Consider the following 25,822-nt stretch of genomic DNA (forward strand, 5'->3'; position numbering starts at 1 on the left):
TGACGGACCGAAAAAGCCAAATGATTTGGCGAATTACGTCTCATAAGGAAATTCGACGTCAGCCGAGCGGGCGGTGCGACCGCCCGCTCGGCCCGATCAATCGCCGCATTTCGTCATCGGCACCGGCGCGGAGTCGATCTTCACGTCGGAGATCGACACGCCGAGCTTGCCGTCGGTGGCGATCACGAACGGCGCGGTGACGTGCGCCATGTCGATGCCGCGCTTGGCGAAGCATTGCAGCGGGACGATCACCTGCTGCCAGTCGCCCGGCTTGCCGGCTGCGAGCGTTTTGGTGATCGCGACGGTCACCGCCTTGCCGTCGTTGCTGACCATGCCGAGACCGACCGGCGCGCTGCCGGCCCGATCGACGCGGACATCGACGACGAGGCTCAACTCGCCGTTGCTCTCGCGGGTGAGGTCGAGCGGGCCGGACGCTTCGACGCGGGTTTCGGCGGGACCGTTGCCAGCCCAGACGAACGCGCGCGCGTCCTCCTGGCGGCGACGGTCGACCGCGGAGGCGGTGAGGCGCTTGGTCGCGGTGGTCGCGTTGACCCCGAGCAGGCGAACCTTCGACTGGCCCTGTTCGACCAGCGCGAGCGACCAGCCATCGGGGACGCGGCCCTTGCCGAACACGATGCCGTTCGATGATGCGGCCATCCCGGCGGGGCGGGTCTCGTCGAGCTTGGGGACGGTGCCGGGCTTGGCGTAGCTCAGGCCGTAGCCGAACGCGAACAGCGGATCATAGCCGGGGTCGGAGCGATTGAGGACATACTGGTCGGGGCGCTTCGGCCAGGAGAAGCTCAACTTGCCGCGGAAGTCGTTGGCGACGCTGCCGTCCTTCTTGCGGAACAGCACGTCGGCGACACCGCCGCCCTCGCTGCCTGGCAGGAACGCCGCGACGAACGCATCCGAGGCGTTGAGTTCGGCGTTCACCCAGAGCGGGCGACCCGACAGGAACACAGTGACGACCGGCACGCCGGCTGCCTTCAGCTTGCGCAGAAGCTCGAGGTCGGACTTGTCGTCGGGGCTGTATTCGAGGTTGGGGCGATCGCCCTTGAACTCGGCATAAGGCTGTTCGCCGAACACGACGATCGCCGCGTCGGGCTTCTTGGCGAAACTGCCGTCCGCCGACAGCGTCGCGGTGCCGCCGGCCGCCTTGACCGCGGTGCTGATCCCCGACCAGATCGTCTCGGCATTGGGGAAGTTCGCGTTGGTGGTGCCGCCGCCCTGCCACGTCAGCGACCAGCCGCCCGCCTGTTGCGGGATGTTGTCCGCACCGCCGCCCGCGACGAGGATGTTGGCGGAGGGTTTCAGCGGGAGCAGGCCGCCCTCGTTCTTGAGCAGCACCATCGATTCGGCCACCGCACGCCGCGCGATCGCGCGGTGATCGGCAGCACCGATGAGGGTCATCTTGCCGGCAAGCGCGCGCGACGACGGACGACCGCGATCGAACGTACCGGCGCGGATTTTCACGCGCAGGATGCGGCGTACGGCGTCGTCGAGGCGCGCGGCGGGGATCTCTCCGGATTGCGCCTGCTTCAGCGTGTTGTCGTAGAGCGTCTTCCAGCCGCTGCCCGAATACATGAACATGTCGAGCCCGGCGTTGATCGCCGCGGCGCAACTCTCGTTCGAGCAGCCATCGACCTGGCCGTGGCCGTTCCAGTCGCCGACCACGAAGCCGTCGAAATGCAGGCGGTCCTTGAGGACGCCGGTCAGCAGACTCTTGTTGCCGTGCATCTTGGCGCCGTTCCAGCTCGAGAAGCTGGCCATCACCGACTGCGTGCCGGCCTCGATCGCGGCGGGGTAGCCGCCAAGGTGGATATCGCGCAGCGTGGTCTCGGGGATCAGCGCATCGCCCTGGTCGCGCCCGCCGGTACCGCCGTCGCCGAGGAAGTGCTTCGTCGTCGCGATCACGCGGTCGGGGGCGAGGAATTCCTTCGTGCCGACCTTGCCCTGGACGCCTTCGATCACCGCGCCGGCGTAGTCCGCCTGGATTTGCGGCTCCTCGGAATAGCTCTCGTACGTGCGGCCCCAGCGATCGTCGCGGACGACGGCGAGGGTGGGGGCGAAGGTCCAGTCGATCCCGGCGGCGGCGGTCTCGATCGCGGTGACGTGGCCGATCTCGCGCATCAGGTCGCGGTCGCGCGCTGCGCCGAGCCCGATATTGTGCGGGAAGAGCGTGGCGCCTGGGATGTTGTTGTTGCCGTGGACCGCGTCGGTACCCCAGATCACCGGGATCGCGGGACGGCCGTCGCTGCGGGCCATCGACGCGTCGTAGAAGTCGTCGGCGAGCTTCAGCCATTCGACGGGTGGCGCTAGGTCGTTGCCGTGCGGGCCGGCATTGCCGCCGTTGAGGATCGAGCCGAGCTTGTAGGTGCGCAGGTCGGCGGGCTCGATGCTGGCGATGTCGACCTGGATCAGCTGGCCGATCTTGTCCTCGACGGACATGCGTTTCATGATCGCGTCGATCCGTGCCTCGACCTTCGGGTCGCGCGAGGGACGCGCGTTGGCGGTCGGCCAGATCTCGGGGTGCGCGACGGCGGAGAGCTTGGTGTGGGCGGCTGGCTGGACGGGTGCGGGAGCCGGAGTCGCGGCCGATTGCAGAAGCAGCGCGATCGTGAACGTTGAAAAGCTTGCCGACATCATGGTCCCCCCGGATGGCACGCGACTTGGTATCGGTACCTTGCCGCGCGTCGTACCGGTTCAGCGCGGCAATACGCAAACAAATTGGTTATTTAGCGGAGATCGCGGGCCGACGAGGTCGCGTCAGAACCCGATCGACAGGCGCAGCGTGATCGCCCGGGGACGGATCGGGACGGTCTGCATCGTGGCCGCGAGCGTGAACGGGTTGCCGAAGCCGAAACTGTTGCCGCGTCCGTTCAAGAGATTGTCGACCGCGAGCGACCAGTGGCGCGGACCGTCGTCGATCGTCGCGCCGGCGGCGACCGCCACATAATCGCCTGCGCGGCGATCGAGCGTCGGGTCGAAGCTCAACCGGGTCTGGCCGATATAACGCGCGGTCAAATACGCGCTGGCCGGAAGCGCGTTCAGCGAGAACTTCCGCGTCAGGCCGAACCGCGCGGAAAAATCGGGGACGACGGGCAGGCGGCGGTCGTCGTCGTTGCCACGCTGGTATTCGCTGGGGGAGGTCAGTCGTGCACGCTGGATGGTGGTGCCGACGTCGATCGTCAGTGGTCGCGCGTCCAGACGCGCGCCGAATTCGATCCCGTAATTGGTGGCGTTGCCGACATCGATCGTGCCGAATAGTCCGTCCGAGTCGACGACGTCGCTGCGCAGATGCTCCCAGACCGACCCGAAGACCGCGCCGGTGAGGCTGACCCGGTCGTCGAACGCGCGGACCCGCCAGCCGAGTTCGAGGCTTTGCAGTTCGTCGCCCGGAATTTTCTGGTCGTTACCCGGCAGGTCGCGTGAGACTGCGGCAGGCCGGATCGCGCTCGCATAGCGCAGCCAGACCAGGCCGATCTCGTCGCGGTGCCAACTGAGCGTCGCGCTGGGCGTGACGCCGAGCTTGGTCGCGCTTTGCTCCTGCGGGCCCTGTTGTTCGATGTCGTTGGTGGTGATGAAGCCGCGCAGACCGAGCTTGAAGTCGAGCGCGGAGGACAGTCGCTCGGTTCCCTCGGCGAACAGCGCGGCCTCGAAGACCGCCTCCTTGTCGTCGCGCGCTGCGAGGGTGTCGTCGGTCGAGACGAAGCTACCCTTCAGCCGGGTGGTGCCCTTCAGCAGCGACGCACCGATGATCCACGGATGACGCGCCGACGGATCGCTCACTCGGAATTCCTGCGTCAGCAGTCGGATCGCGCGTTCTTCGTCATAGGCGAGCGGAGTCGTGGTGCCGAGGAGGCTTGCCCTGCTGCTCGCGTCGTAGGTGCTGGCGAAGTCGTGCGACACGATCGAGCTGGTCGATTGTACGTCCAGACGCCCGATCGATCCGCGTATGTCGAGCGATCCCGACACGAAATCATTGTCCTGCGGCTCGGCGATCGAGGTCGCGCGCGTCAGCCCTCGCGTGGCGTATTGGCTGTCGCGGGTGTCGATCCATTGGCCGACGCCGCTCGCGGTCGCGGTCCAGCCGTTGCCGATCGCCCAGCGCAGCGCCGCGCGGGCACCGGTCCGTCCGGTGCGATTGACGTTGCGCTTGGCGCGTTCGCTGTCGTCGATCCAGCCGGGCATCGTCTCGGCCCATACCGACGCGCGCAGCGCGACGCTGCCCGTGACGATCGGCAGGTTGATGGTCGCATCGAGTGCGCCGCCGAGCGCGCCGTCCTTGATCCCGGTGACCTCGGTCGACAGCGTCTCGGACACGGTGTTCAGGTCGGGCGGGGTGGTGACGATCCGGACGACGCCGCCCAGCGCGCCGGTGCCGTACAACGTCCCTTGCGGACCGCGCAGGATTTCGACCCGGTCGATATCGACCATTCTGAGATCGGGATCGGGCGAGGAATAGCCGATCCGCGCATCGTCGAGATACAGGCTGACGAGCGACTGGCTGGTGCCGTTGAACGCGCTGTCGGCGACGCCGCGCAGGAACACCCGGTCGCGGCCCGGCCCGAGATTGGTCGAGAAGGCCCCGTCCGTGGTCGCCAGCAGGTCAACCAGCCCGCGCTTGCCGCTCAGGCGGTCGAGCGCGGGGGCACCGAAGATGCCGATCGAGGCGGGAAGGTCTGACAGCCGTTCGTCGCGCTTGCTGGCGGTGACGATGATATCGCCACCGGTGTCGGTCGATGGCGCGGTCGCTGCCTTTTTCGACGCGGCGTCGTGGTGCGGGACGGGCTCGATCCGCCACGTCGTCGCATCGACGCGAACCGCGCGCAGGTGGGTGCCAGCGAGTAGCTTGCGCAACGCCTGCGCGATGTCGGAGACGCGATCGATGCGTTTGGTCTGCACCTGCGGCAGAGTCCCGGCCATGCCGATCGAAATGCCGGTCTGCTGTGCGAGTGAGTCGAGCGCGCTCCGCAGCGAACTCGGGGGGATGCTGATACCGCGCGGGCTCGCCTGGTTAGCGTGCGCTGCGTTCGATATGCACGACGCCATCAGCGCGGCGCAGGCGTACCGGTAGAACCGCGCGAAGCTGATCGAGGAGTCGCGATCCATCGCCAATCGTCAAAACCCCGGAAAAACGCAGCCCCGCGGCGGACGGATCGACCACCAGCGGGGCGGTCGCATACCGCGATATGTCGGCGACAACCAGCGGTAACGGCGTACCGTCATAGTTCAGCCGGCCATCGGTCCAGTCTGCGACCGAACCGGGCGCGATGGTGCGTCGCTCGGCGATCCGTGTCACGGTGTCGATATCGAGCCGTTGCCCGGCGGTCACCGTGGCTGGTGTCGACCCGTCGGCGGTGTGGGGCGTCACGCTGACCTCGCCTTCGGCAACGGCGACCGACAGCGTCCCACCGGTGTTGACCACCGAGAAGCGGGTGCCGACGTCGCGGATGTCGTAATCCCCCGCACGGACGATCAGCGTTCGCGATGGATCGTGACGGACGGCAAAGCTTGCGGCACCGCTCGCGAGCGTGATCCGCGGGGTCGTGCCGCCAGCGACCGAGAGCCGCGATCCGCGATCGATCCGCATCGCACTGCCGTCTGCGAGCGTCAGCGACCGCGTGGTGCCGGCGTTGGTCACATAGACCTGCGCGTCGTCGCCGCCGATCTGCGGGGCGACGAACAGCAGCGCGAGACCGGCTGCGAGCGCGCCGCCGGTGCCGGTCGCGGCCCAGCGCCAGCGCGATGCGCGAGCGGGGGGCACGAACGCCTCATGCTCGACCACCGCGTCGTCGTTCGCCGGTAACTGGGCGGCGATCGCGGGGGCGGCGTCGCGGATTTCGGCATCGAGCAGCGCGATCGAATCATACGCGGCGCGGTGTTTGGCATCGCGAGCGAGCCAGTCGCCGAAACCCTCCCAGTCCATGTCGGGCGCATCGATCCGCGCGTGCCAGGCCGCCGCTGCGTCGATCGGGTCTTGGGTCATTGCATCCATCTGGGCGCCCTCGTTCCAAGCGGATGCCCCCCGCTCGTACCATAGACGCCACCGGTCGTCAGGCACCGCAGTCGGGCGCGACGATCAATCGTCGTTTCGATCATCGAGTGCCTTTCTGAGATGCTTGAGCGCGACGGCGATGTGTTTTTCAACCGCGCTGCGGGTGATGCCGAATTCGGCCGCGACCTCGGCATGCGAGAGACCATCGATCTTGTGGCGGCGGAACACCCGCATCGCGCCCTCGGGCGGGCCGGCGAGCGCAACTGCCAGTTGCGCGATCCGCTGCTGCCCGAACACCGCGTCGAACGCGGAGGGCGCTTCGTCGACCGCCTCGTCGCCGACGATCGTCGTCATGGTTTCCGCATAGCCGGTATCGCGGCGTGCGCGTCTTCCGCTGGCGCGGACGCGGTCGAGCACGATGTTCAGGCCGATGCGGTGGAGATAGGCGAGGGGATTGGCGATCGGTCCTGTGATCGGCTCTGCGGTGCGCAACCAGATTTCCTGGACCACGTCTTCGGCTTCCGCAGCACTGCCGGTTCGCCCGGTGAAGAACCGGACGAGCTGCTGGCGATGGGCCGCAAGCACCGCCGAAAGCCCGGCAGGCTGAAAACTGTCCGCGTCGGCTACGACATTCCTCCGAACTTCAGGAACCGAAGCAGATACCGCGGATGGCGGCGTCTGTCGCTACCGAAGGACGGTCGGGAGTATCATAGGCTGTATCACAGGCTCTTTGACCGCGTGACGACCCGCCACACCAGCACGACGCCGACCGCGATCAGCAGGAAGATCGCGGCGACCGCGGCGAGATAGAACAGCGGCGAACGCCACGGCGTCTCTGCGGCGGGGGGCGCAGGGGGGCGGTCGTCCCAGACCGAGGGTCTCGGCATGGGCGTCGCGATCGGCAGCGCATCCTCGCGGGTGTCGGGCATCAGCGTCCGGGCGACGGCGGTCATCATGCGGCTCCCTGCTGGCGTAGATCGTGCGTTGCGGCATCGCCCGCGTAGAGCGCGAGCAGCGCGTCGAAATGATCGTCCATCGTCCGGATCGGCCGGTCGAGCGGACCAGGCACCGACGCGAGCCGCGTTTGTGCGAACGTCAGGATCGCATCGGCTGCGGCCTGCGTGTCGCCCGATCGATAGAGCACGCCGTCGCTGGTCCGCGCGAGATCGGCGGCGCCGCCGCGATCGGGAGCGATCAGGGTGAGGCCGGAGGCGATCGCCTCGGCCGCGACGAAGCAGAACGTCTCGGCTTCGCAACCGTGGATCAGCGCATCGGCGCTCGCCATCAGTCGAGCGAGTGCGGTGCGGTCGCGGATCGGCTCGAGCAGGCGGACATGCGGGTTGTCGCCGATCGCGTCGATCACGCGGCGCTGGCGCGACCCGCCGCCGATGATCAGGACGCCGACCGGGGTCTGCGTGCCCGCGACCGTCGCCGCCTGCGCGACCATGTCCCAGCGCTTTTCGGGGGCATGGCGACCGACGCCGATCAGCAGCAGCGCGTCCTCGCCAAGTCCGCACAGCGCGAGCATCTCGCGGCGGAGGTCGGCGTCGCGCAGCCGCGGCGAGAACTGGCCCGGGTCGACGCCCATCGGATCGGTCGTCACCTTGTTGAGACCGCCCTCGCGCAACCGTTGGGTCAGGCTGTCGCTGGCGCTGACGATATGGTCGAACTGTGCATCGAGCCGCCGCAGATGCCGCCAATACCAGTCGAACGCGCGGTCGATCGCCTGGGTCGAGGCGACGTTGCCGAACCAGCGATAGGCGTAGGCGGACAGCGGATCGGCATGTGCGATCAGCGACAGCCGCGCGCACGACCCCGACTGTGTGCGCCAGTCCGCGACCATCGATGCGCTGCGCCACGGCGACGACACCTCGACCACGTCGGCGTTTTCCTCGTCGAGCATCGCATGCAGGGCCGCGCGGTCGGCGAAGTAGCGATAGGAGCGGTCGAGCGGGAAGCGTGGCGATTTCAGCCAGCGCACGCGAGCGTTGGGGCCGCGCTGTTCTTCGCGGTTCTCCTCGCCGGGGGCGATGACGACGATCTCGTGCCCGCGCGCGCCGAGCGCGACGAGCTTGCGATCGATATAGGTCCGGACGCCGCCGCCGGTCGGCGTGTAGAACGCGCAGACGTCGACGATCTTCATGGCGCGATCTCCCGCGCCGGTTCGGTGGACATCTGATCGGCGACCAGGTCGGCGTAGCGCGAGACCGTGCGGCGCTCGGCGAGCGTGCGCAGAGTCCGGTCGATGCTGGTCAGCAGCGATTCCTTGGTCACGTCGCCGGGATGGACCGCGACTCGCATCGTCGGCATCCAGTCGGGCATCACGCGTGCCGCGGCGGCGACCGCGAGCGAACTGGCGGTCCGTGCGCGCGTCCGGCTGGCCCAGGTCACGACCGGGCCGCGCGAGACGATCGCGCCCGTGGCAGGCTGCCAGACGCGGAAATGGTCCTCGGCCAGCGCGAAGTCGCAGGCCTTCAGCGCGGCATGGGCGCCCGGTCCGTAGAGCCAGGCGGGCGCGATGAAGCCCGCGACCGACCGGCCGATCGCGTGCTCGACCATGTCGCGACCGGCGCGCATCCGGTATTCGGCTTCGACCGCGTCGAGCCCGAGAAATTCGCCCTCGCCGGCGGTCATATACCGCGCCTTCAGGGCAGTGGCCGCGTTGCGGTGATCGCTCGCGTCGCGGTGGAACCAGCCGTGCAGGAACATCTCGACGCCGGCGTCGGACCATGCGCGCAGCCGCCGCTCGAACGCCGGGGCACGATCGAGCCGCGCGGCGCCCCAGTGATCGGGGACCACCAGCATCGCGAACTTCGGTCCGCCGAGGATCGCGTCGATCCGCTCGGCGAGCAGGTCGATCGGCGCCACGAACGCGGGGGAGACGTCGTGGATCGAGACGACAAGGCGCCGTTGCGCCGGCGATGTCCGATCCGCCGGCCGGTTTGCATCGGCAGCGGGTGGGCGCTGCCCGCCACTCTGTTCGGATGTCACCATGGTGTTGCCTTCATACGTCGCGTACTGATGACGGGACGGCGCCGCGTCGATGCTTCCGCAGTCCGTCCCCATGGATAGGCGCAAATTATTTCACTGATGGGTCGGGCATGGCTGCGGCTGCGCGTTGCCGGCGGCGTCCTGTGGGCATGACCCCATTCGGCTCATCCGCTTCGGCGCCGCTCGGCACGGCACGCGCCGGCCTCCGCGGCGAGCCGCTGCCCAGATCCCGTTATTGCCGGAGCAATGTCGCATGACAGAGATGCCGTTGACGCTGACGCGCGCCGAGGTTTTTCCCGCGCTTACCCCGACGGTCGTCCGCAAGGGCTTCATCGGCCGCTGGCTCGCGCCCCTGCTGTCGGCCGCGATCCTGATCGCCGCGCTGTGGCAACTGCGCAGTCTCGACGTGCCGGGCATCCTGCGCATGGTGCCGATGTCGCCGCTGTTCTGGGCGATCTTCGCGCTCGGCTATCTGGTGACGCCGTTCAGCGAATGGGTGATCTACCGGCGGCTCTGGCGATTGCCGGCGGGCGGCATCCTCGCGCTGCTGCGCAAGCGGATCAGCAACGAGATCATCCTCGGCTATTCGGGCGAACTCTATTTCTACGGCTGGGCGCGCAAGCACGCGACGATGGTCGGCACGCCGTTCGGCGCGATCAAGGACGTCGCGATCCTGTCCGCGGTGGTCGCCAACGTCTGCACGCTCGCGCTGGCGGCGGCGAGCTGGCACGCGCTCGCCGCGCTGCATCTCGGTACCAGCGCGAAGGTCATGATCGTGTCGGCGGCGAGCATGGCGATCCCGTCGCTCGTCACGCTGGTGCTGCGCAAGCGGCTGCTGACTCTGCCGCGCCCGGAACTGACCCGGATCGCAGTCATCCATTTCCTGCGGATCGTCGCGACCACCGTGCTGGCCGCGTTGCTGTGGGCAGCCGTGATGCCCGCCGCGCCGCTCGCTTGGTGGCTCGCGTTGGCGACGTTGCGGATGCTCGTCTCGCGCCTGCCGCTGTTGCCGAACAAGGACATCGTGTTCGCCGGGCTGGTCGCGTTCACCGTCGGGCGGACGTCCGAAGTGACCGCGGTGCTGACGATGATCGCCGGGCTGTGGCTGGTCACGCATCTTCTGCTCGGCGCGGCGCTGACCGCGGTCGAACTCGCCACCATGGAGCGTAACAAGTGATCCTGTTTTCGATACTGGCGCTCGCCGCTACTTCAAACGCCGCGACCCCTATTCCCTCGACCCCGAGGCTCGGCACCGTCGAGGCGCGCTGTCGACCCAACGAACCCGGGCCTGCGCTGATCGTCGACGTCGACGGTCTCAAGGACCGCGTCGGCGTGCTGCGTGCCGAGCTTTATCCGGCGCGCGATGGCGATTTCCTAGCCGACGACAACGTGCTGATCGGCGCGGGCAAGACCTTCCGCCGGTCGGTGATCACCGTGCCCGCGAGCGGCGTGGTGTCGCTCTGCCTGCGCGTGCCCGCACCGGGGACCTACGCGCTCAGCGTCGTCCATGCGCGCGACGGTGGCCACGGCTTCAGCCTGCTCCACGACGGTATCGGCTTTGCCAGCAACCCCAAGCTCGGCCATTCCAAGCCGCATGCCGATCAGGCCAAGGTCGTCGTCCATGACGGCATCACCACCACGCACGTCGTCATGAACTATCGCAGCGGACTGTTCTCGTTCGCGCCGATCAAGCAATAGCCGCAGATTGGCCGGACCCGTCGCTCAGCGGGTCCGGTCCTTGACGGTTTCCATCGCCACGAAGGTCGATGTGCTCGCGACGTGCGGCAGGCTCGAGATCTTCTCGCCCAGCACCGCGCGGTAGCGGCGGATGTCGGCGGTGCGGACCTTCAGCAGATAATCGAAGCTGCTCGCGATCATGTGGCATTCCTCGACTTCGGGGATGCGACGCACCGCGGCGTTGAACGCCTTGAGCGCCTGCTCGCGCGTGTCGTCGAGCTTCACTTCGGCGAACGCGACGTGATCGAGACCCATCTTCTCGGCATCGACGATCGCGCAGAAGCCGCGGATCACGCCGCTCGCGATCAGTTTGCGCAGGCGAACCTGGCACGGCGTCTTCGAGAGCCCGACGGCGGCCGCGAGGTCGGTGACCGACATCCGGCCGTCCTCGATCAGCGCAGCGACGATCTTGTGGTCGAAACCATCCATTTCGACTGTTGCGGGCATCAAATCACTCCGATCGGTCCGCGAATGGCGCGTACAAAAGCGATATAGCCCGTCCGATGCCGATACATAAGTCGGATCGACTTTTGGAAGCGATCTATGGCGATTGCATGACCAGCCAGCCCTTCGCCGCCTTCGCCCCCGCTATCCGCGAGGCTACCCCGTTGCGATCGGCGATCACCGCCGCGTATCGGCTGGACGAGGCCGAGGCGCTCGCACCGTTGATCAAGTCCGCGACGCTCGACCCCGAAACGCACGCCGCGGTGCGCGAGACGGCGCGCGATCTGGTGACGCGGATGCGCGCCGAACATCGCGGTACCGGCGTCGAGGGGCTGGTGCAGGAATATTCGCTGTCGAGCCAGGAGGGCGTCGCGCTGATGTGCCTCGCCGAGGCGCTGCTGCGGATCCCCGACGATGCGACGCGCGATGCGCTGATCCGCGACAAGATCGCAGGCGGCGACTGGACCGCGCATCTCGGCGGCGGCAAGTCGCTGTTCGTCAACGCCGCGACCTGGGGGCTGGTGGTGACCGGGAAGCTGGTCGGCAGCGTCGACGATCGCGGGCTCGGCGCGGCGTTGTCGCGGCTGGTCGCGCGGGTCGGCGAGCCGGTCATCCGGCGCGGCGTCGATCTCGCGATGCGGATGATGGGCGAGCAGTTCGTCACCGGCGAGACGATCAAGCAGGCGCTCAAGCGCGCGCGCGAGCTGGAGGCCAAGGGGTTCGGCTACAGCTACGACATGCTCGGCGAGGCGGCGACGACCGCCGCCGACGCCGCGCGCTATTACGCCGATTACGAGACCGCGATCCACGCGATCGGCAAGGCGTCGGCGGGGCGCGGCGTCTATGCGGGGCCGGGCATCTCGATCAAGCTGTCTGCCTTGCACCCGCGCTACGTCCGCGGGCAGGCGGCGCGCGTCATGGACGAATTGCTGCCGATGGTGGCGCGTCTCGCCGCGCTGGCGAAGCGCTACGACATCGGCTTCAACATCGATGCGGAGGAGGCCGACCGGCTCGAACTGTCGCTCGACCTGCTCGAAAGCCTGGCGCTCGATCCCGATCTGGCGGGCTGGAACGGGCTCGGGTTCGTCGTCCAGGGCTATGGCAAGCGGTGCCCGTTCGTGATCGACTGGATCGTCGATCTCGCGCGGCGATCGGAGCGGCGGATCATGGTCCGGCTGGTCAAGGGCGCGTATTGGGATGCCGAGATCAAGCGCGCGCAGGTCGATGGTCTCGCGGACTTCCCGGTCTACACGCGCAAGCTCCACACCGACATCGCGTACATCGCGTGCGCGCGAAAACTGCTTGCCGCGCCGGATGCTGTCTTCCCGCAGTTCGCGACGCACAATGCGCAGACGCTGGCGACGATCTATCAGCTTGCCGGACCCGATTTCGCGATCGGCCAGTACGAGTTTCAGTGCCTGCACGGGATGGGCGAGCCGTTGTATCAACAGGTCGTCGGCAAGGATAAGCTCGACCGGCCGTGCCGGATCTATGCACCGGTCGGCACGCACGAGACGTTGCTCGCGTATCTGGTTCGCCGGCTGCTCGAGAATGGCGCGAACTCTTCGTTCGTCAACCGGATCGCCGATCCCGCGATTTCGATCGACGCGATGATCGCCGACCCGGTCGATATCGTGTCGGCGATGGCCAATCCGGGTGCGCGTCATGACGAGATCGCGCTGCCGGGCGGGCTGTTTCCCGATCGCCGCAATTCGGACGGCATCGATCTCAGCGACGAGACGGCGTTGGCGGCGTTAGGCGATGCTCTGCGGGAAAGCGCGGCGGTCGCGTGGCATGCCGGTTCCGAGGCCGGCGGCGAGACGCGCCCGGTGTGCAACCCGGCCGATCACCGCGACATCGTCGGTCACGTCGCCGAAGTCTCCGTCGAAGACGCGCGCGCTGTCGTGGCGGGGGCGGCCGCGAGCACCTGGTCCGCGACGCCGGTGGCCGATCGTGCCGCCGCGCTCGATCGTGCGGCCGACGCGATGCAGGCGAGGATGCCGATCCTGATCGGGTTGGTGATCCGCGAGGCGGGCAAGTCCGCGGCCAATGCGATCGGCGAAGTCCGCGAGGCGATCGATTTCCTGCGCTATTATGCGCAGCAGGCGCGGACGACGATGGGGCCGGCACAAGCCGCGCTGGGGCCGGTTGTCTGCATCAGCCCGTGGAATTTCCCGCTCGCGATCTTTGCGGGGCAGGTGGCCGCCGCGCTGGTCGCGGGCAATCCGGTGCTCGCCAAGCCCGCCGAGGAAACCCCGTTGATCGCGGCCGAAGCGGTGCGCTTGCTGCACGAGGCGGGGATCCCGGCGGATGCGTTGCATCTCGTTCCCGGCGACGGCGCGATCGGCGCGGCGCTGGTCGGCGCACCCGAGACGGCTGCGGTGATGTTCACGGGCTCGACCGACGTCGCGCGGCTGATCCAGCGCCAGTTGGCGACGCGGCTGTCCGCCACCGGCGCGCCGATCCCGTTGATCGCCGAAACCGGTGGCCAGAACGCGATGATCGTCGATTCGTCGGCGCTGGCGGAGCAGGTCGTGGCGGACGTGCTGGCCTCTGCTTTCGACAGTGCGGGACAGCGGTGCTCTGCGCTGCGCATCCTGTGCCTGCAGGACGAGGTCGCGGATCGGACGCTGGCGATGCTGAAGGGGGCGTTGCAGGAATTGCGGATCGGCCGTACCGACCGGCTCGCGGTCGATATCGGTCCGGTCATCACCGCCGAGGCGAAGGCGGGGATCGATTCGCATATCGTGCGGATGCGCGCGGCGGGGCACCGGGTCGACCAGCAGGAGCTGCCGGCCGAGTGCGCGCACGGCACGTTCGTCGCGCCGACGATCATCGAGATCGGTCATATCGGCGACGTCGAACGCGAGGTGTTCGGGCCGGTGCTCCACGTCATCCGGTTCAAGCGCGACAAGCTCGACGCGCTGATCGATGCGATCAATGCGACCGGGTATGGGCTGACCTTCGGGCTGCACACGCGGCTCGACGGGACCGTCGCGGATATCACCGCGCGGGTGAAGGCGGGTAATATCTACGTCAATCGCAACGTCATCGGCGCGATCGTCGGCGTGCAGCCGTTCGGTGGGCGCGGGCTGTCGGGCACTGGTCCGAAGGCGGGCGGTCCGCTGTATCTCGGGCGGCTCGTGACCGAGGCCGCGACCGCGCAGATCGGGTCCGGTACCGCGATGCCGCTGCTCGACTCGTTCATCGCGTGGCTGGGGCAACGTGGCCATCGCGCAACCGCCACCGCCGCGCGTCTCTATCGCGATGGGTCGGCGCTGGGTGTCGAGACGCTGCTGCCGGGCCCGGTCGGCGAACGCAACGTCTATGCGCTGCACCCGCGCGGGCGGGTGCTGTTGAAGCCCGCCACGCCAGCGGGGTTGCTCGAGCAGATGGCGGTCGTGTTGGCGACGGGCAATCGCGCGCAGGTCGAGGGCATGGCGCTGCCCGAGGGGATTCCTGCAGCAGTCGCTTCGGTGTTCGCAGATGACAGCGACGCGCCGTTCGCCGCGGTGCTGGTCGAGGGTGATGCGGCGGTGGTGGCGGAGATGGTCGAACGGGTGGCGGCGATGCCCGGGCCGATCGTCCTTGTCCATGCGGCCAAGGTCGGCGCGCCGCTCGCCTACACGCCCGACTGGCTGCTGGAGGAGGTGTCGACCTCGATCAACACGACCGCTGCGGGGGGCAATGCCAGCCTGATGATGATCGGCTGAGGCGGCGCCCAGGGTAGGCGGGCATGAAATTTATGCCGAAGCGCGTATTAATTGTAAAAATGTCGCTCGAACACGCGACCGACATATCCCTGCAACATATCGGCGCGAAAGGGAGAGCGTCGCCGCTCCCTCTCCCCCTGTGGACGGCGACTTCGACCGGGTCCCCCCTGTCCCGGTCTTCTCCCTGAACTACGGGGCGACCTTCACGGTCGCCCCGCCTTTTTGTTTTCGGGAGCGCGCTGGGCTCGGCGCTAGACGCGCGACAATAACCTGAGATGTTTGAAGTCTATCGATCCTCCCCCGCCAGGGGGAGGTGGCAGGCGCTTGCCTGACGGAGGGGGAGGTAAGGGAAACCTCTGTTCCGTGTCCTCCCCCTCCGTCGCCTTCGGCGCCACCTCCCCCTTGCGGGGGAGGATCGTAGGGCAGTCTTACGCGGCCAGCTTGCGCAGGACGTAGTGGAGGATGCCGCCGTTGAGGAAATATTCCAGCTCGTTGACGGTATCGATCCGGCACTTGGTCTGGAACATCTCGCTCGACCCGTCGGCGCGGGTCATCTTCACGGTGACGTCCTGGCGCGGACGGATGCTCGCGACGTCGAGGATCGTGAACGTCTCCGAGCCGTCGAGACCGAGCGTCTTGCGATCGGTGCCTTCGGCGAACTGCAACGGCAGCACGCCCATGCCGACCAGGTTCGAGCGGTGGATGCGCTCGAAGCTCTCTGTGATCACGGCGCGGACGCCCAGCAGGTTGGTGCCCTTAGCGGCCCAGTCGCGCGACGAGCCGGTGCCGTATTCCTTGCCGGCGACGATCACGAGCGGCGTGCCGTCCTGCTTGAAGCGCATCGCCGCGTCGTAGATCGCCATGACTTCGCCGTCGTACTTCGACATGCCGCCCTCGATGCCGGGCACCATCTCGTTCTTGATGCGGATGTTGGCGAAGGTGCCGCGCATCATCACGTCATGGTTGCCGCGGCGTGCGCCATAGCTGTTGAAGTCCGCCTTGCTGACCTGATGCTCCTGCAGGAAGCGGCCTGCGGGGCTGTCGGCCTTGATCGAACCAGCCGGCGAGATGTGATCGGTGGTGATCGAATCGCCGAGGATCGCGAGCGGCTTGGCGTCGATGATGTCCTGCACCGGCGACGGCGTCATGCTGAGGCCCTCGAAGTATGGCGGGTTGGCGACATAGGTCGACCCTGCGCGCCATGCGTAGGTGTCCGAGCCCGTCACGTCGATCTCGCGCCACTTGGCGTCGCCCGCATAGACGTCGCCATAGCGCGCGCCGAACATGCCGGCGTCGATGTTGGCGTCCATCGTCGTGCGGACTTCCTCGTTGGTCGGCCAGATATCGCGAAGATACACGTCCTGGCCGTCCGAACCCTGACCCAGCGGCGTCTCGATCATGTCGGTCGTGACGGTGCCCTTGATCGCATAGGCGACGACAAGCGGCGGCGAGGCGAGGAAGTTGGCGCGGACGTCCGGCGACACGCGGCCCTCGAAGTTGCGGTTGCCCGAGAGCACCGACGCGGCGACGAGGTCGTTCTCGTTGATCGCTGCCGAGATGGCGGGTGCCAGCGGGCCCGAGTTGCCGATGCAGGTGGTGCAGCCATAGCCGACTAGGTTGAAGCCGAGTGCGTTCAGGTCCGCGGTCAGGCCGGCCTTGTCGAGATAGTCGGTGACGACCTGCGAACCGGGGGCGAGCGAGGTTTTCACCCAAGGCTTGGACTTGAGGCCGAGTGCGTTCGCCTTGCGCGCGACGAGACCGGCGGCGACCAGCACCGACGGATTCGACGTGTTGGTGCAGCTGGTGATCGCTGCGATCACGACGTCGCCGTCGCCGATGTCATGCTCGCGACCTTCGACCGCGACGCGCGCGGGCTGCTCCTTGTGATAGAGCTTGTGGAGGTCGCTGTTGAACACCTCGTCGACCTTGTTGAGGCTGACGCGGTCCTGCGGGCGCTTCGGGCCGGCGAGCGAGGCGACGACGGTGCCCATGTCGAGCTCGAGCGTATCGGTGAAGACGGGGTCCTCGGCATTCTCGTCGCGCCAGAAGCCATTCGCCTTGGCATAGGCTTCGACCAGCTCGACATTCTCGTCCGAACGCGCGGTGAGGCGCATATAGTCGAGCGTCTTGTCGTCGATCGGGAAGAAGCCGCACGTTGCGCCATACTCAGGCGCCATGTTGGCGATCGTCGCGCGATCGGCGAGCGTCATCGACGACAGGCCGGGGCCGAAGAACTCGACGAAGCGGCCGACCACGCCCTTGGCGCGCAGCATCTGCGTGACGGTGAGCACGAGATCGGTGGCGGTGATGCCCTCGTTGAGCTTGCCGAGCAGCTTGAAGCCGACGACTTCGGGGATCAGCATCGACACGGGCTGGCCGAGCATCGCGGCCTCGGCCTCGATCCCGCCGACGCCCCAGCCGAGCACGCCAAGACCGTTGATCATCGTCGTGTGGCTGTCGGTGCCGACCAGCGTGTCAGGATACGCGATCATGGTGCCGTCGCCGTGGTCACCCGACGACGCCGACGACCAGACGGCCTGACCGATATATTCGAGGTTCACCTGGTGGCAGATGCCGGTGCCGGGGGGGACGACCTGGAAATTGTCGAGCGCCTTGCTGCCCCACTTCAGGAACTCGTAGCGCTCGATGTTGCGCTCATATTCGAGATCGACGTTGTCGTGGAACGCCTGGGGGGTGCCGAACTCGTCGACCATCACCGAGTGATCGATGACGAGATGGACGGGGACCTGCGGGTTGATCTTCTCGGGGTTGCCGCCGAGCTTGGTCATCGCGTCGCGCATCGCGGCGAGATCGACCACGCAAGGCACGCCGGTGAAATCCTGCATAAGTACGCGGGCGGGGCGATACTGGATCTCGCGGTCGCTGCGACGCTCCTTCTGCCAGTCGACGATCGCCTGGATATCCTCGCGCGTGACGGTCACGCCGTCCTCGAAGCGGAGCAGGTTCTCGAGAAGGACCTTCATCGAGAAGGGCAGACGGCTGATGTCGCCGAGCTGTTCGGAGGCCTTGGCGAGGCTGTAATAGTCGTACGACTTGCCGCCGGTCGACAGGCTGGTGCGGGTCTTGAGGGTATCCTGGCCAATGGCAGTCATAGGGGTCCTTCCCGTAGGCGTCGGGCCGCCGGGCGCCGAGGGGAAAGCAGCCGTATAGGCCACGCGGGCGCGTCGGGGACCGAGCGAAAATGCTGTTACCCGAGGGGCCTTAGCAAGGGGGAAGGCATCGGGGAAGGGTGGGGTTTTCGCAGTGCAAGGTATTCGACGAACCGGTGCTCTATGATAGCGCTACCCGGTTCGTGCCATCCGGCGCGACGGTTTCCACCGGCTGGTCAAGAAAAGCTCAGACATCGACCCAATCCGACCTGTGGCAAATTTAACGCGTCGTTACGGATAATTACAAAGCTGTCGATGTCGGCCGATCGCCGATTGCGTTCCCGAATTGGTCTGAATAGCTTCCTCATATCGTGCACGATCCGAATATGGGCGGCACGAACAGGGGACTGTGTCGATGACGAAGGTTTCTGCGTGCTCGCACGCCACGGCGTTCGGCGTGCGCCGCTCGCGGCTGAACTTGATGGCCTCCACCGCGCTGCTGGCCTCCACGATGATCGCGGGCATGATGCTACCGGGACTGGCGTCGGCGCAGGATCTTCCGACGCACGCACAGTCGACCGGCTATCGCAGCTCGCTGAACCCCGCCGACCTCGTCGACGCACCGAGTATTGTCATCAGCGCGCCCGGCACGCCGACCACGTCGCAGGATATCGCCGGCGGCGTCAACGGCGTCGGTCAGATGACGATCGATGCGGGCGGCGGCGGCCTCGGGATCTGCACCGGCTCGCTGATCAACCCGCGCACGGTTATCTTCGCGGCGCATTGCGTCAACGAGAACGGCGCCGGCACCGGTGCGCAGGACCCGTGGCAATATGGATCGCAGGGCGGCGGTATCCCAATCGCGTTTGGTTTCGCGCAGAACAACCGCCCCGCGGTGATCGACTGGTTCCTGCCGACCACCGCGACCGGCGCGGTCAACGGGCAGCAGTACAAGACCAACACCGCAAACTTCCTCTATAACGTCAACCAGGTCGTCTATCATGCGGACTCGCTGAAGCCCGGGCTCAGCCAGAACTTCATCCAGGGTGACGTCGCGATCGCGACGCTGGACACGCCCGCCGCCAACGTGCCGACCTGGGCGCTGCTGCTGTCGGCGCTGCCCGCACCTGCCACGATCGGCGCGACGACCGGCACCGGCTATCACGTGACGATCACCGGCTATGGTCGCAGCGGGCAGGGTGGAACGCTGGTCGGCGATACCAACGGCATCGACTATCGCCGTCGTATCGCCGAGAACACGATCGGCATCCTCGGCTCGTTCGACGATCGCAATGCGTTTCTGTTCGGATCGAGCAACGGCCAGCCGCAGAATCTGTACCAGCTCGATTTCGACGATCCTCGCCGCGGCACCGCCGCCGCGAGCCCGTACGACTTCAATCTCTTCAAGGACGATGCGCTGCCCAATGAGGGCACGACCGCAGGCGGCGATTCGGGCGGTCCGCTGATTCTCGACCGGACGTTCGCCAAGCAGGTCGTTATCGGCGTGTTGTCCGGAGGCAACCGCTTCTACAACCAGACTCCGTTCGGCGCGTATGGAACGGCGAGCTTCTATCAGCCACTCTATCTCTTCTCGGACTACATAACGGCGAACAATCCTTATCGTTACGCGCAGGCCAAGGCCGGCGACGGGGCGTGGACCGACGCGTCGCACTGGGTGACCGCGCTCGATCCGAACTATCAGATCATCGTTGGCGGCCAGCTCGTGAACGGCGTGCCGACCACGACGGGCGCGGGGATCGCCGGCGACAACAACAAGTTCGGCCAAGTATGTTTCGAAACCGATTGCGTCGATGTGAAGACCGGCGTCGAGACGATCGATGGCGTGCCGGTGTCGTCGGGGGAGGCGCCCGCAGCGTCGGCCCTGCAGGCGACGCTGTCGCCGACGCTCGCCAACGGCCTGCCGGGCGCGACCGATTTCGTGCCGAACAACATCGATCCTGATCGCACCACGCAGCGTAGCGCACGCTATTACGACGTCACGCTGGCGGCGGCGGGCACCACGACGCTCAGCTCGTCGGTGACCGTCGACAAGTTCACCGTTGCGGGCAGCGCGGCCAAGCTGGCGGTGACGTCGGCCGGGTCGCTGACCAGCCTGATGACGATCAACCAGGTGACCGGCACCGTCCAGAACGACGGTACGATCACGACGCCGGGCGATTACTTCATGCTTGCCGGCCTGCTGACCGGATCGGGGCGGATCAACACGCCGTTCTTCACCAGTGTCTCGGGCATGATCGCGCCCGGAACGATGGGGACGACCGGGACGCTGACGATCGCCGGCAACGCTATCCTGGCGTCGGGCACCAACCTGCTCGTCGATCTCGGCCCCAACGGCACGTCGGACAAGCTCGCCGTCGTCGCGACCACGTTCAACGCGAGTGGTGCCGCGACCAACGGGATCGTCAATCTCGGCGGCAGCGTCGGGTTCGCACCCGTCGCCGGGCAGACGATCCGCTCGAACGATATGTACACGATCGTCACTGCGCAGGGCGGGGTTTCGGGCGCGTTCAATGCGGCGACTCCGCTCAGCGCGATCCTGACGCCCAACTATGTCTACAGCACCAATGCGGTGCAGGTGCGGATCGTCGCGGGGCAATATAGCACCGTCGTCGCGTCGACGCCGATCCAGACCGCCTATGCCGGGCTGCTCGATCGCAACCGGTCGAACTATGCGGCGCTCAGCGGGCTGTACGGTACGCTCGATCTGCAGACCGCGGCGACGATCCGCTCGACGCTGGAGGGGCTTGCCCCGCGTACGGAAACGCTGAAGTCGAGCCTGGGCGTGGCGTCGGTCGACACGATGTCGCGGTTCTACCGCGATCGGATCGCGCAGATCGATACGCGTCACGGGCTTGGCGGTACGCTCGCGCTGATCGGCAGGCCGTTCCAGGTGGCGTCGCTGATGGCGAGCGACCTGCCGGGCGGGCAGGACATGATGAGCGACACCGGCGGTCCGGTCATGCAGTCGGGCAAGCTTCCCGACGACATGGGCGGCTTCATCGCCGGTGGCTATATCGACGGCCGCAGCCGCTCGATGCCGACCGCGATCCCGTTTGGCGGGCATGACGCGTTCGACGGCTATTTCATCGCCGGCGGTCTGGAGAAGCAGGCTGGCGAGGGCGCGGTGATCGGCCTGTCGGTCTCGTATACCAATACCGACGGCACCACCGGCGGGATCGCGCAGCGGGCCAAGGGCGAATTGTACCAGGGCACGGTGTACGGCAAGCTGGAGACGACGTCGGGGATCGTCCTGGATACGCAGGTCAGCGCGGGTGCGTTCGTCGCCAAGACCGATCGCACCGTCGGCTTCGTCGGCACCAGCTACCGGTTGCGCAGCACCGACAACGCGCTGACGCTGGTCGGCGAGGTCGGTCTGGGCAAGGCGTTCGACCTGTCGATGCTGAAGGTCGGCCCGCGCGTGTCGATCCGCGCCAGCCATATCGGCTTCGGCAAGTCGATCGAGACTGGCGGCCAGAACGGGAGCGGCCCGGCGTTGTACGTCGACCGCGACAGCTTCGATAGCGTGCAGGGGCGTGCCGGGCTGTTCCTGAGCGGCGGCGCATCGCTCAAGCCCTATGTCGCGGCCAACTACGTCCACGATTTCAACGCGACGCCGGGCGTGTTCGGCGCGAACTTCGTCGGCGGGATCGGTCCGAACGCGCTGTTCGCGCTTGCCGGGCAGGACAAGAACTGGGGTGAAGTCAGCGCCGGACTGACGTTGGTCGGCGACCGGGTCGACGTATCGGTCGGCGCCGACACCACGGTCGAGCGCAAGGACGTGTCGAACCAGACCTACAAGGGATCGATCAGCATTCGCTTCTGACCCTGCCGCCGGGCATCGCTGCGCGGCGTCGATACGCAAAGGGCCATCCGTTCAAGCGGGTGGCCCTTTTGTTTGTCCGTTGCGGTCGCAGTTCTCATCCGAAATGATCAAGGGTGCCAATTGCGGAGCGGGACGGCCGTGCCCTGAGCATGGGCGGATCGTGCGCGTTTGATCATCTTGATATTTGATCGGTTCAGATAACCTATCAAATATTAAAATTGATATTGCGATTATAAGCGGCCGTCAGTTCGGCTGGTCCAGCAATGCTTGATCGAAAGCCAACAATAATCGGGCTTGCTTCTGAACATCGATCAATTACTATGACAAGCATCAGACGCGGCGTGTTCGTACCATTGGGTAGCGGCCGAAAATCGCGTCATCGACCGTTCTCGACATCGTTGCCCGGCACGTGGCGATAGATGAGCGAATCCTGCGGAAGGGTGTGCCGACTATAAATGTCTGGTGGGGCCGGTTCGGGATCCGAGACATGGGCAAGCGAATAGGGGGAAGTCCGATGCGAAAAGCAGATCAAGCGATCGAACGCCTGACGGCCATCAGCCGGTTGATCAACGAGTCGCGCGATATTGCCGATTCCGAGCAGGAATTCATGCTGGGGGCTAAGCTGGACGATTGCCTGCTTTGTACGCAGGAACGGATCGCCAATCTCGAGGCGTGATCCGGCGCGTCGGCAATCGCAATCGTGTCGCGAGCTTGCCGGACCACAGGCGGGGTCATCACAGGCGGGGTCGATCGGAGGACGGTGGCATAACGCAGCGCGATGCCATCAGAAGATTTGATAATTGACTGCTCAGGCAATGGTTGCCATGGCAACCATATGACCTTTTTCACTCCCGCTGAATTCGGGCCGGAATGCTCGCTCGGCTATCTGGCGCGACGCGTCCACCAGATCGGCCAGAGCCTGATCGAGCCGATCTTCGTCGACGAAGGGCTGTCCGCCACGCAGTGGTCCGCGCTGATGTCGCTGCTCGCTGGACGGTCTGCGACCTGTGCGGATCTTGCGCGTGACCTGTCCTATGACAAGGGTGCCAGCACGCGGCTCGTCGACGCGATGGAGCAGCACGGCTGGGTCACGCGGTCGCGCGCGAACGACGACCGGAGGGTGCTCAATCTCGAGCTGACGCCGGAGGGCGAGGCCATCGCGATCCGGTGTCGCGACCGGATCGTCGCCTATTGGAACGTCCTCCTCGCGCAGGGGTGGTCCGCGGACGAGATCGAAACCTTGATCGGCCTGTTGAAGAAGCTCCGCACGACGCTCGACGATGCTCTTACGGAGGGCCGCCGGCCATGACCGCTCGACACCGAATTTTTACGACCGCGCTGCTCGCAGGGACGCTCGCGGGATGCGCGGTGCCTGCATCCGAAACGATCGTTACGCCGCTGTCGCCGGCGACGCTGGGGCTGTCGACAGGCCCAGCGCCGACCGTTGCAGCGGACTGGTGGCGTGGCTTCGGCGACCCGCAGCTCGATCGGCTGGTCCACGATGCGGTGGCGGGCAATCCGTCGCTTGATGCCGCGCTGGCGCGGGTCACGCAGGCTCAGGCGGTGCTGGCGACAAACCGCGCGGATAACGGCCCCGAGGTGACGTTCGACGCGCAGGAGCAATATGCGCGGCTGAGCGGACGCTACACGATCCCGCCACCCTATGCGGGATCGACTCGATTCGTCGGGACGGTGGCGGCGAACCTCAGCTGGAACCTCGATCTGTTCGGGCGGCAGAAGGCGGCGATCGCTGGCGCGCGCGCGTCGGTGCGTGCGGCGGCGCTCGACGTCGCGGCGGCGCGGCTGGAGCTCTCGGGGGCGGTCGTGCAGACCTATATCGACCTCGAGCGCGCCGAGGCACAGGCGGCGATCGCGCAGCGGACGATAGCGACGCGGCAGAACAGCTTGCGGCTGGTCAACGTGCGGATCCGCAACCAGCTCGGCAGCAAGCTCGATGCACAGGCGGCGACCACGTTGCTTGCGCAGGCGCAGCAGGCGTTGTTGCGCGCGCAGGCGGCGCAGGTTCTTGCCAGGAACGCGCTGGCGGCGCTTGCGGGGCGCGGCGTCGATTATCCCGCGACGATCGGCGCGACCGCGTTGAAGCTCGATGCGGTCTTGCCGTTGCCGACGACGGTGCCGGCCGATCTGCTCGCCCGTCGCGCGGACATCGCCGCGGCTCAGGCGCGGATCGACGCGGCGGCGGCGGGGCGTCAGGTTGCGCGACGGGCCTTCTATCCCAACGTCAACCTCGCTGCGATGGCGGGGTTTCAGGCGGTCGGGCTCGGCAATCTTGTCTCGTTCGATGCGGGCACCGTCGGCGCTGGGCCGGCGATCCATCTGCCGATCTTCGACAATGGCCGGTTGAAGGCCGGGCTGGCGGGGGCGACCGCGGCGCTCGACCTGGCGACCGCGGATTATAACGATCGCGTGATCGGCGCGGTCCGCGAGGCGGCCGATGCGGTCGCGCGGATCGGCGCGCTGGAGGCCGACCGCGCGCGACAACGCGAGGTGGTGCGCGGCTTTGCCGAGACCGGGCGGCTGAACGCGATCCGCGTCTCGAGCGGTCTCGATAACCGACTCGATCTCGTCGACAACGATGTGCGGTTGCTCGCCGCCGAACAGGCCGATGCCGATCTCGCCGCCAATGCCGCGCAACAGCGCGTGCAGCTGGTGCTGGCGCTGGGTGGCGGTTTCGATTTTCAGGATGTGACACGATGACCGATACCGAAACGCCCGCGCCCGCTTCGGCGCCTGCTGCCGCGCCTGCGGGCAATCCCAGAGGGCGCAGGCGGGGGCTGACGATCCTTGGCGTCGTCGTCGTCGTCGCCGCGATCGTGTGGGCGGTATTCCATTTCCTGCTCGCGGCGCCCGAGCAGGAAACCGACGACGCGTATGTCGCGGGCGATGTCGTCTCGATCACCGCGCGCGATCCGGGGCAGGTGACCGCGATCCACGCCGACAACACGCAGGTGGTGAAGGCGGGCCAGCCGCTGATCGATCTCGATGCGGCGACCGCTGACGTCGGCCTGGCGTCGGCAGAAGCCGAGCTCGCGCGGGTGGTACGTGCAACGCGGTCCGACTTTTCGAAGGTTAACGAGACCAAGGCGACCGTCGTCCAGGCGGAGGCGGAGCTGGCGCGTGCGCGGAACGACCTTGTGCGGCGTCGCGGCGCCGCCGCCGAAGGCGCGATCTCGGGCGAGGAACTGAGCCATGCCGCCGATCAGGTGAAGGTGGCGGCGGCGACGCTGCAGCTCGCGCGCAGTCAGCAGGCGCAGTCGCGGACCGGCGTTGCGGGCACCACCGTGTCGACCAACCCGGCGGTGATGGCGGCGATCGCGGCGTATCGGCGCGCGGCGATCACGCGCAGTCACATGCACGTCGTCGCGCCGATCGACGGCGTCGTGGCGCAACGTACCGTGCAGCTCGGGCAGCAGGTGTCGGCGGGGATGCCGCTGATGGCGGTCGTGCCGCTCGACCGGGTGTGGGTCGACGCGAACTTCCGCGAGACGCAGTTGCGCGATCTGCGGATCGGCCAGCCGGCGACGGTAACCGCGGATATGTATGGCGACGATCTGGTCTATCACGGTCACGTCGTCGGGCTGGGTGCCGGTAGCGGCAACGCGTTCGCGCTGTTGCCGCCGCAGAACGCCAGCGGCAATTGGATCAAGATCACCCAGCGCGTGCCGGTCCGGATCGCGCTGGACAAGGGCGAGCTGCGGCGCAATCCGTTGCGCGTGGGGCTTTCGGTGAACACGACCGTCTCGACCGCGGACAAGTCGGGGACGATGGTCGGGCGGCCTGCGACGGCGGCGTACAAGGGGCTGGCGACCGGCGGGGGCGACCCCGCGGTCGAGGCGAAGATCCGTCAGATCATTGCGGCTAACCGGTGATGTTGGGGCGGCTTCTATCCTCGGACTGCGAGATGAGCTCGCGTCTCGTTGTTCTCCCGCGAAGGCGGGAGCCCAGTCTGGGTCCCCGCCTTCGC

Annotated in this window: 17 protein-coding genes; 8 read left to right on the forward strand and 9 right to left on the reverse strand. The window is 67.1% G+C overall.

From position 1 onward, the window contains the following. Positions 1 to 96 precede the first annotated feature (96 nt). The 7 genes from ACLBWL_RS05505 to ACLBWL_RS05535 all read right to left on the reverse strand — a co-directional run bounded on the left by ACLBWL_RS05505 (position 97) and on the right by ACLBWL_RS05535 (position 8,992). The gene (locus tag ACLBWL_RS05505) at positions 97 to 2,643 is read right to left on the reverse strand and encodes a glycoside hydrolase family 3 protein (protein ID WP_447792012.1); all 2,547 of its coding nucleotides are present in this window, start codon (positions 2,641 to 2,643) and stop codon (positions 97 to 99) included. Between the two features lie 123 nt (positions 2,644 to 2,766). Continuing rightward, on the reverse strand, positions 2,767 to 5,112 hold the full coding sequence (locus ACLBWL_RS05510) for a TonB-dependent receptor (RefSeq protein ID WP_447790941.1): 2,346 nt from the start codon (positions 5,110 to 5,112) through the stop codon (positions 2,767 to 2,769). Further along, positions 5,018 to 5,989: a FecR family protein gene (locus ACLBWL_RS05515; RefSeq protein WP_447790943.1), complete on the reverse strand. Its 972-nt coding sequence runs from the start codon at positions 5,987 to 5,989 to the stop codon at positions 5,018 to 5,020. Before ACLBWL_RS05515 ends, ACLBWL_RS05510 begins: the two co-directional genes overlap by 95 nt. A 93-nt stretch (positions 5,990 to 6,082) precedes the next feature. Continuing rightward, the gene (locus ACLBWL_RS05520) at positions 6,083 to 6,583 is read right to left on the reverse strand and encodes an RNA polymerase sigma factor (RefSeq protein WP_447790945.1); all 501 of its coding nucleotides are present in this window, start codon (positions 6,581 to 6,583) and stop codon (positions 6,083 to 6,085) included. 134 nt (positions 6,584 to 6,717) lie between these two features. Beyond that, the gene (locus ACLBWL_RS05525; RefSeq protein ID WP_447790947.1) at positions 6,718 to 6,954 is read right to left on the reverse strand and encodes a hypothetical protein; all 237 of its coding nucleotides are present in this window, start codon (positions 6,952 to 6,954) and stop codon (positions 6,718 to 6,720) included. Then, positions 6,951 to 8,141, reverse strand: a complete 1,191-nt coding sequence (locus ACLBWL_RS05530) for a glycosyltransferase (protein ID WP_447790949.1) — start codon at positions 8,139 to 8,141, stop codon at positions 6,951 to 6,953. Before ACLBWL_RS05530 ends, ACLBWL_RS05525 begins: the two co-directional genes overlap by 4 nt. Then, on the reverse strand, positions 8,138 to 8,992 hold the full coding sequence (locus ACLBWL_RS05535) for a DUF2334 domain-containing protein (protein WP_447790951.1): 855 nt from the start codon (positions 8,990 to 8,992) through the stop codon (positions 8,138 to 8,140). The genes ACLBWL_RS05530 and ACLBWL_RS05535 overlap by 4 nt, the downstream gene beginning before the upstream one ends. Positions 8,993 to 9,242: 250 nt before the next feature. Between ACLBWL_RS05535 and ACLBWL_RS05540 the strand changes: the two genes are divergently transcribed. Both ACLBWL_RS05540 and ACLBWL_RS05545 read left to right on the forward strand, forming a co-directional pair. Then, positions 9,243 to 10,166, forward strand: a complete 924-nt coding sequence (locus ACLBWL_RS05540; RefSeq protein ID WP_447790953.1) for a hypothetical protein — start codon at positions 9,243 to 9,245, stop codon at positions 10,164 to 10,166. Further along, the gene (locus ACLBWL_RS05545; RefSeq protein ID WP_447790955.1) at positions 10,163 to 10,687 is read left to right on the forward strand and encodes a DUF2141 domain-containing protein; all 525 of its coding nucleotides are present in this window, start codon (positions 10,163 to 10,165) and stop codon (positions 10,685 to 10,687) included. Before ACLBWL_RS05540 ends, ACLBWL_RS05545 begins: the two co-directional genes overlap by 4 nt. A gap of 24 nt (positions 10,688 to 10,711) precedes the next feature. On the opposite strand, the gene ACLBWL_RS05550 is transcribed toward ACLBWL_RS05545, so the two are convergent. Continuing rightward, positions 10,712 to 11,173, reverse strand: coding sequence for an Lrp/AsnC family transcriptional regulator (locus ACLBWL_RS05550; RefSeq protein ID WP_447790957.1), 462 nt, complete (start codon positions 11,171 to 11,173; stop codon positions 10,712 to 10,714). A 107-nt stretch (positions 11,174 to 11,280) separates the two neighbouring features. Here ACLBWL_RS05550 and putA point away from each other — a divergent pair, with 107 nt between their 5' ends. Further along, positions 11,281 to 14,883: a trifunctional transcriptional regulator/proline dehydrogenase/L-glutamate gamma-semialdehyde dehydrogenase gene (putA, locus tag ACLBWL_RS05555; protein WP_447792014.1), complete on the forward strand. Its 3,603-nt coding sequence runs from the start codon at positions 11,281 to 11,283 to the stop codon at positions 14,881 to 14,883. Between the two features lie 428 nt (positions 14,884 to 15,311). Here the strand turns inward: putA and acnA are convergent, their stop codons facing one another. Next, positions 15,312 to 17,996: an aconitate hydratase AcnA gene (acnA, locus tag ACLBWL_RS05560; RefSeq protein WP_447790959.1), complete on the reverse strand. Its 2,685-nt coding sequence runs from the start codon at positions 17,994 to 17,996 to the stop codon at positions 15,312 to 15,314. Between the two features lie 412 nt (positions 17,997 to 18,408). Between acnA and ACLBWL_RS05565 the strand changes: the two genes are divergently transcribed. From ACLBWL_RS05565 to ACLBWL_RS05585, 5 genes are all read left to right on the forward strand, one after another. Then, positions 18,409 to 21,837 carry an autotransporter domain-containing protein gene (locus ACLBWL_RS05565; protein ID WP_447790961.1) on the forward strand — a complete coding sequence of 1,143 codons (3,429 nt, stop codon included), beginning with the start codon at positions 18,409 to 18,411 and terminating at the stop codon, positions 21,835 to 21,837. Between the two features lie 487 nt (positions 21,838 to 22,324). After that, the gene (locus ACLBWL_RS05570; RefSeq protein ID WP_447790963.1) at positions 22,325 to 22,513 is read left to right on the forward strand and encodes a hypothetical protein; all 189 of its coding nucleotides are present in this window, start codon (positions 22,325 to 22,327) and stop codon (positions 22,511 to 22,513) included. Positions 22,514 to 22,672: 159 nt separating this feature from the next. Further along, positions 22,673 to 23,146: a MarR family winged helix-turn-helix transcriptional regulator gene (locus tag ACLBWL_RS05575; RefSeq protein ID WP_447790965.1), complete on the forward strand. Its 474-nt coding sequence runs from the start codon at positions 22,673 to 22,675 to the stop codon at positions 23,144 to 23,146. Then, positions 23,143 to 24,555, forward strand: coding sequence for an efflux transporter outer membrane subunit (locus ACLBWL_RS05580; protein ID WP_447790967.1), 1,413 nt, complete (start codon positions 23,143 to 23,145; stop codon positions 24,553 to 24,555). Before ACLBWL_RS05575 ends, ACLBWL_RS05580 begins: the two co-directional genes overlap by 4 nt. Further along, positions 24,552 to 25,727, forward strand: a complete 1,176-nt coding sequence (locus ACLBWL_RS05585) for an efflux RND transporter periplasmic adaptor subunit (RefSeq protein ID WP_447790969.1) — start codon at positions 24,552 to 24,554, stop codon at positions 25,725 to 25,727. The genes ACLBWL_RS05580 and ACLBWL_RS05585 overlap by 4 nt, the downstream gene beginning before the upstream one ends. Positions 25,728 to 25,822: the final 95 nt, after the last annotated feature.

This window comes from Sphingomonas sp. M1A8_2b, from assembly GCF_053345535.1.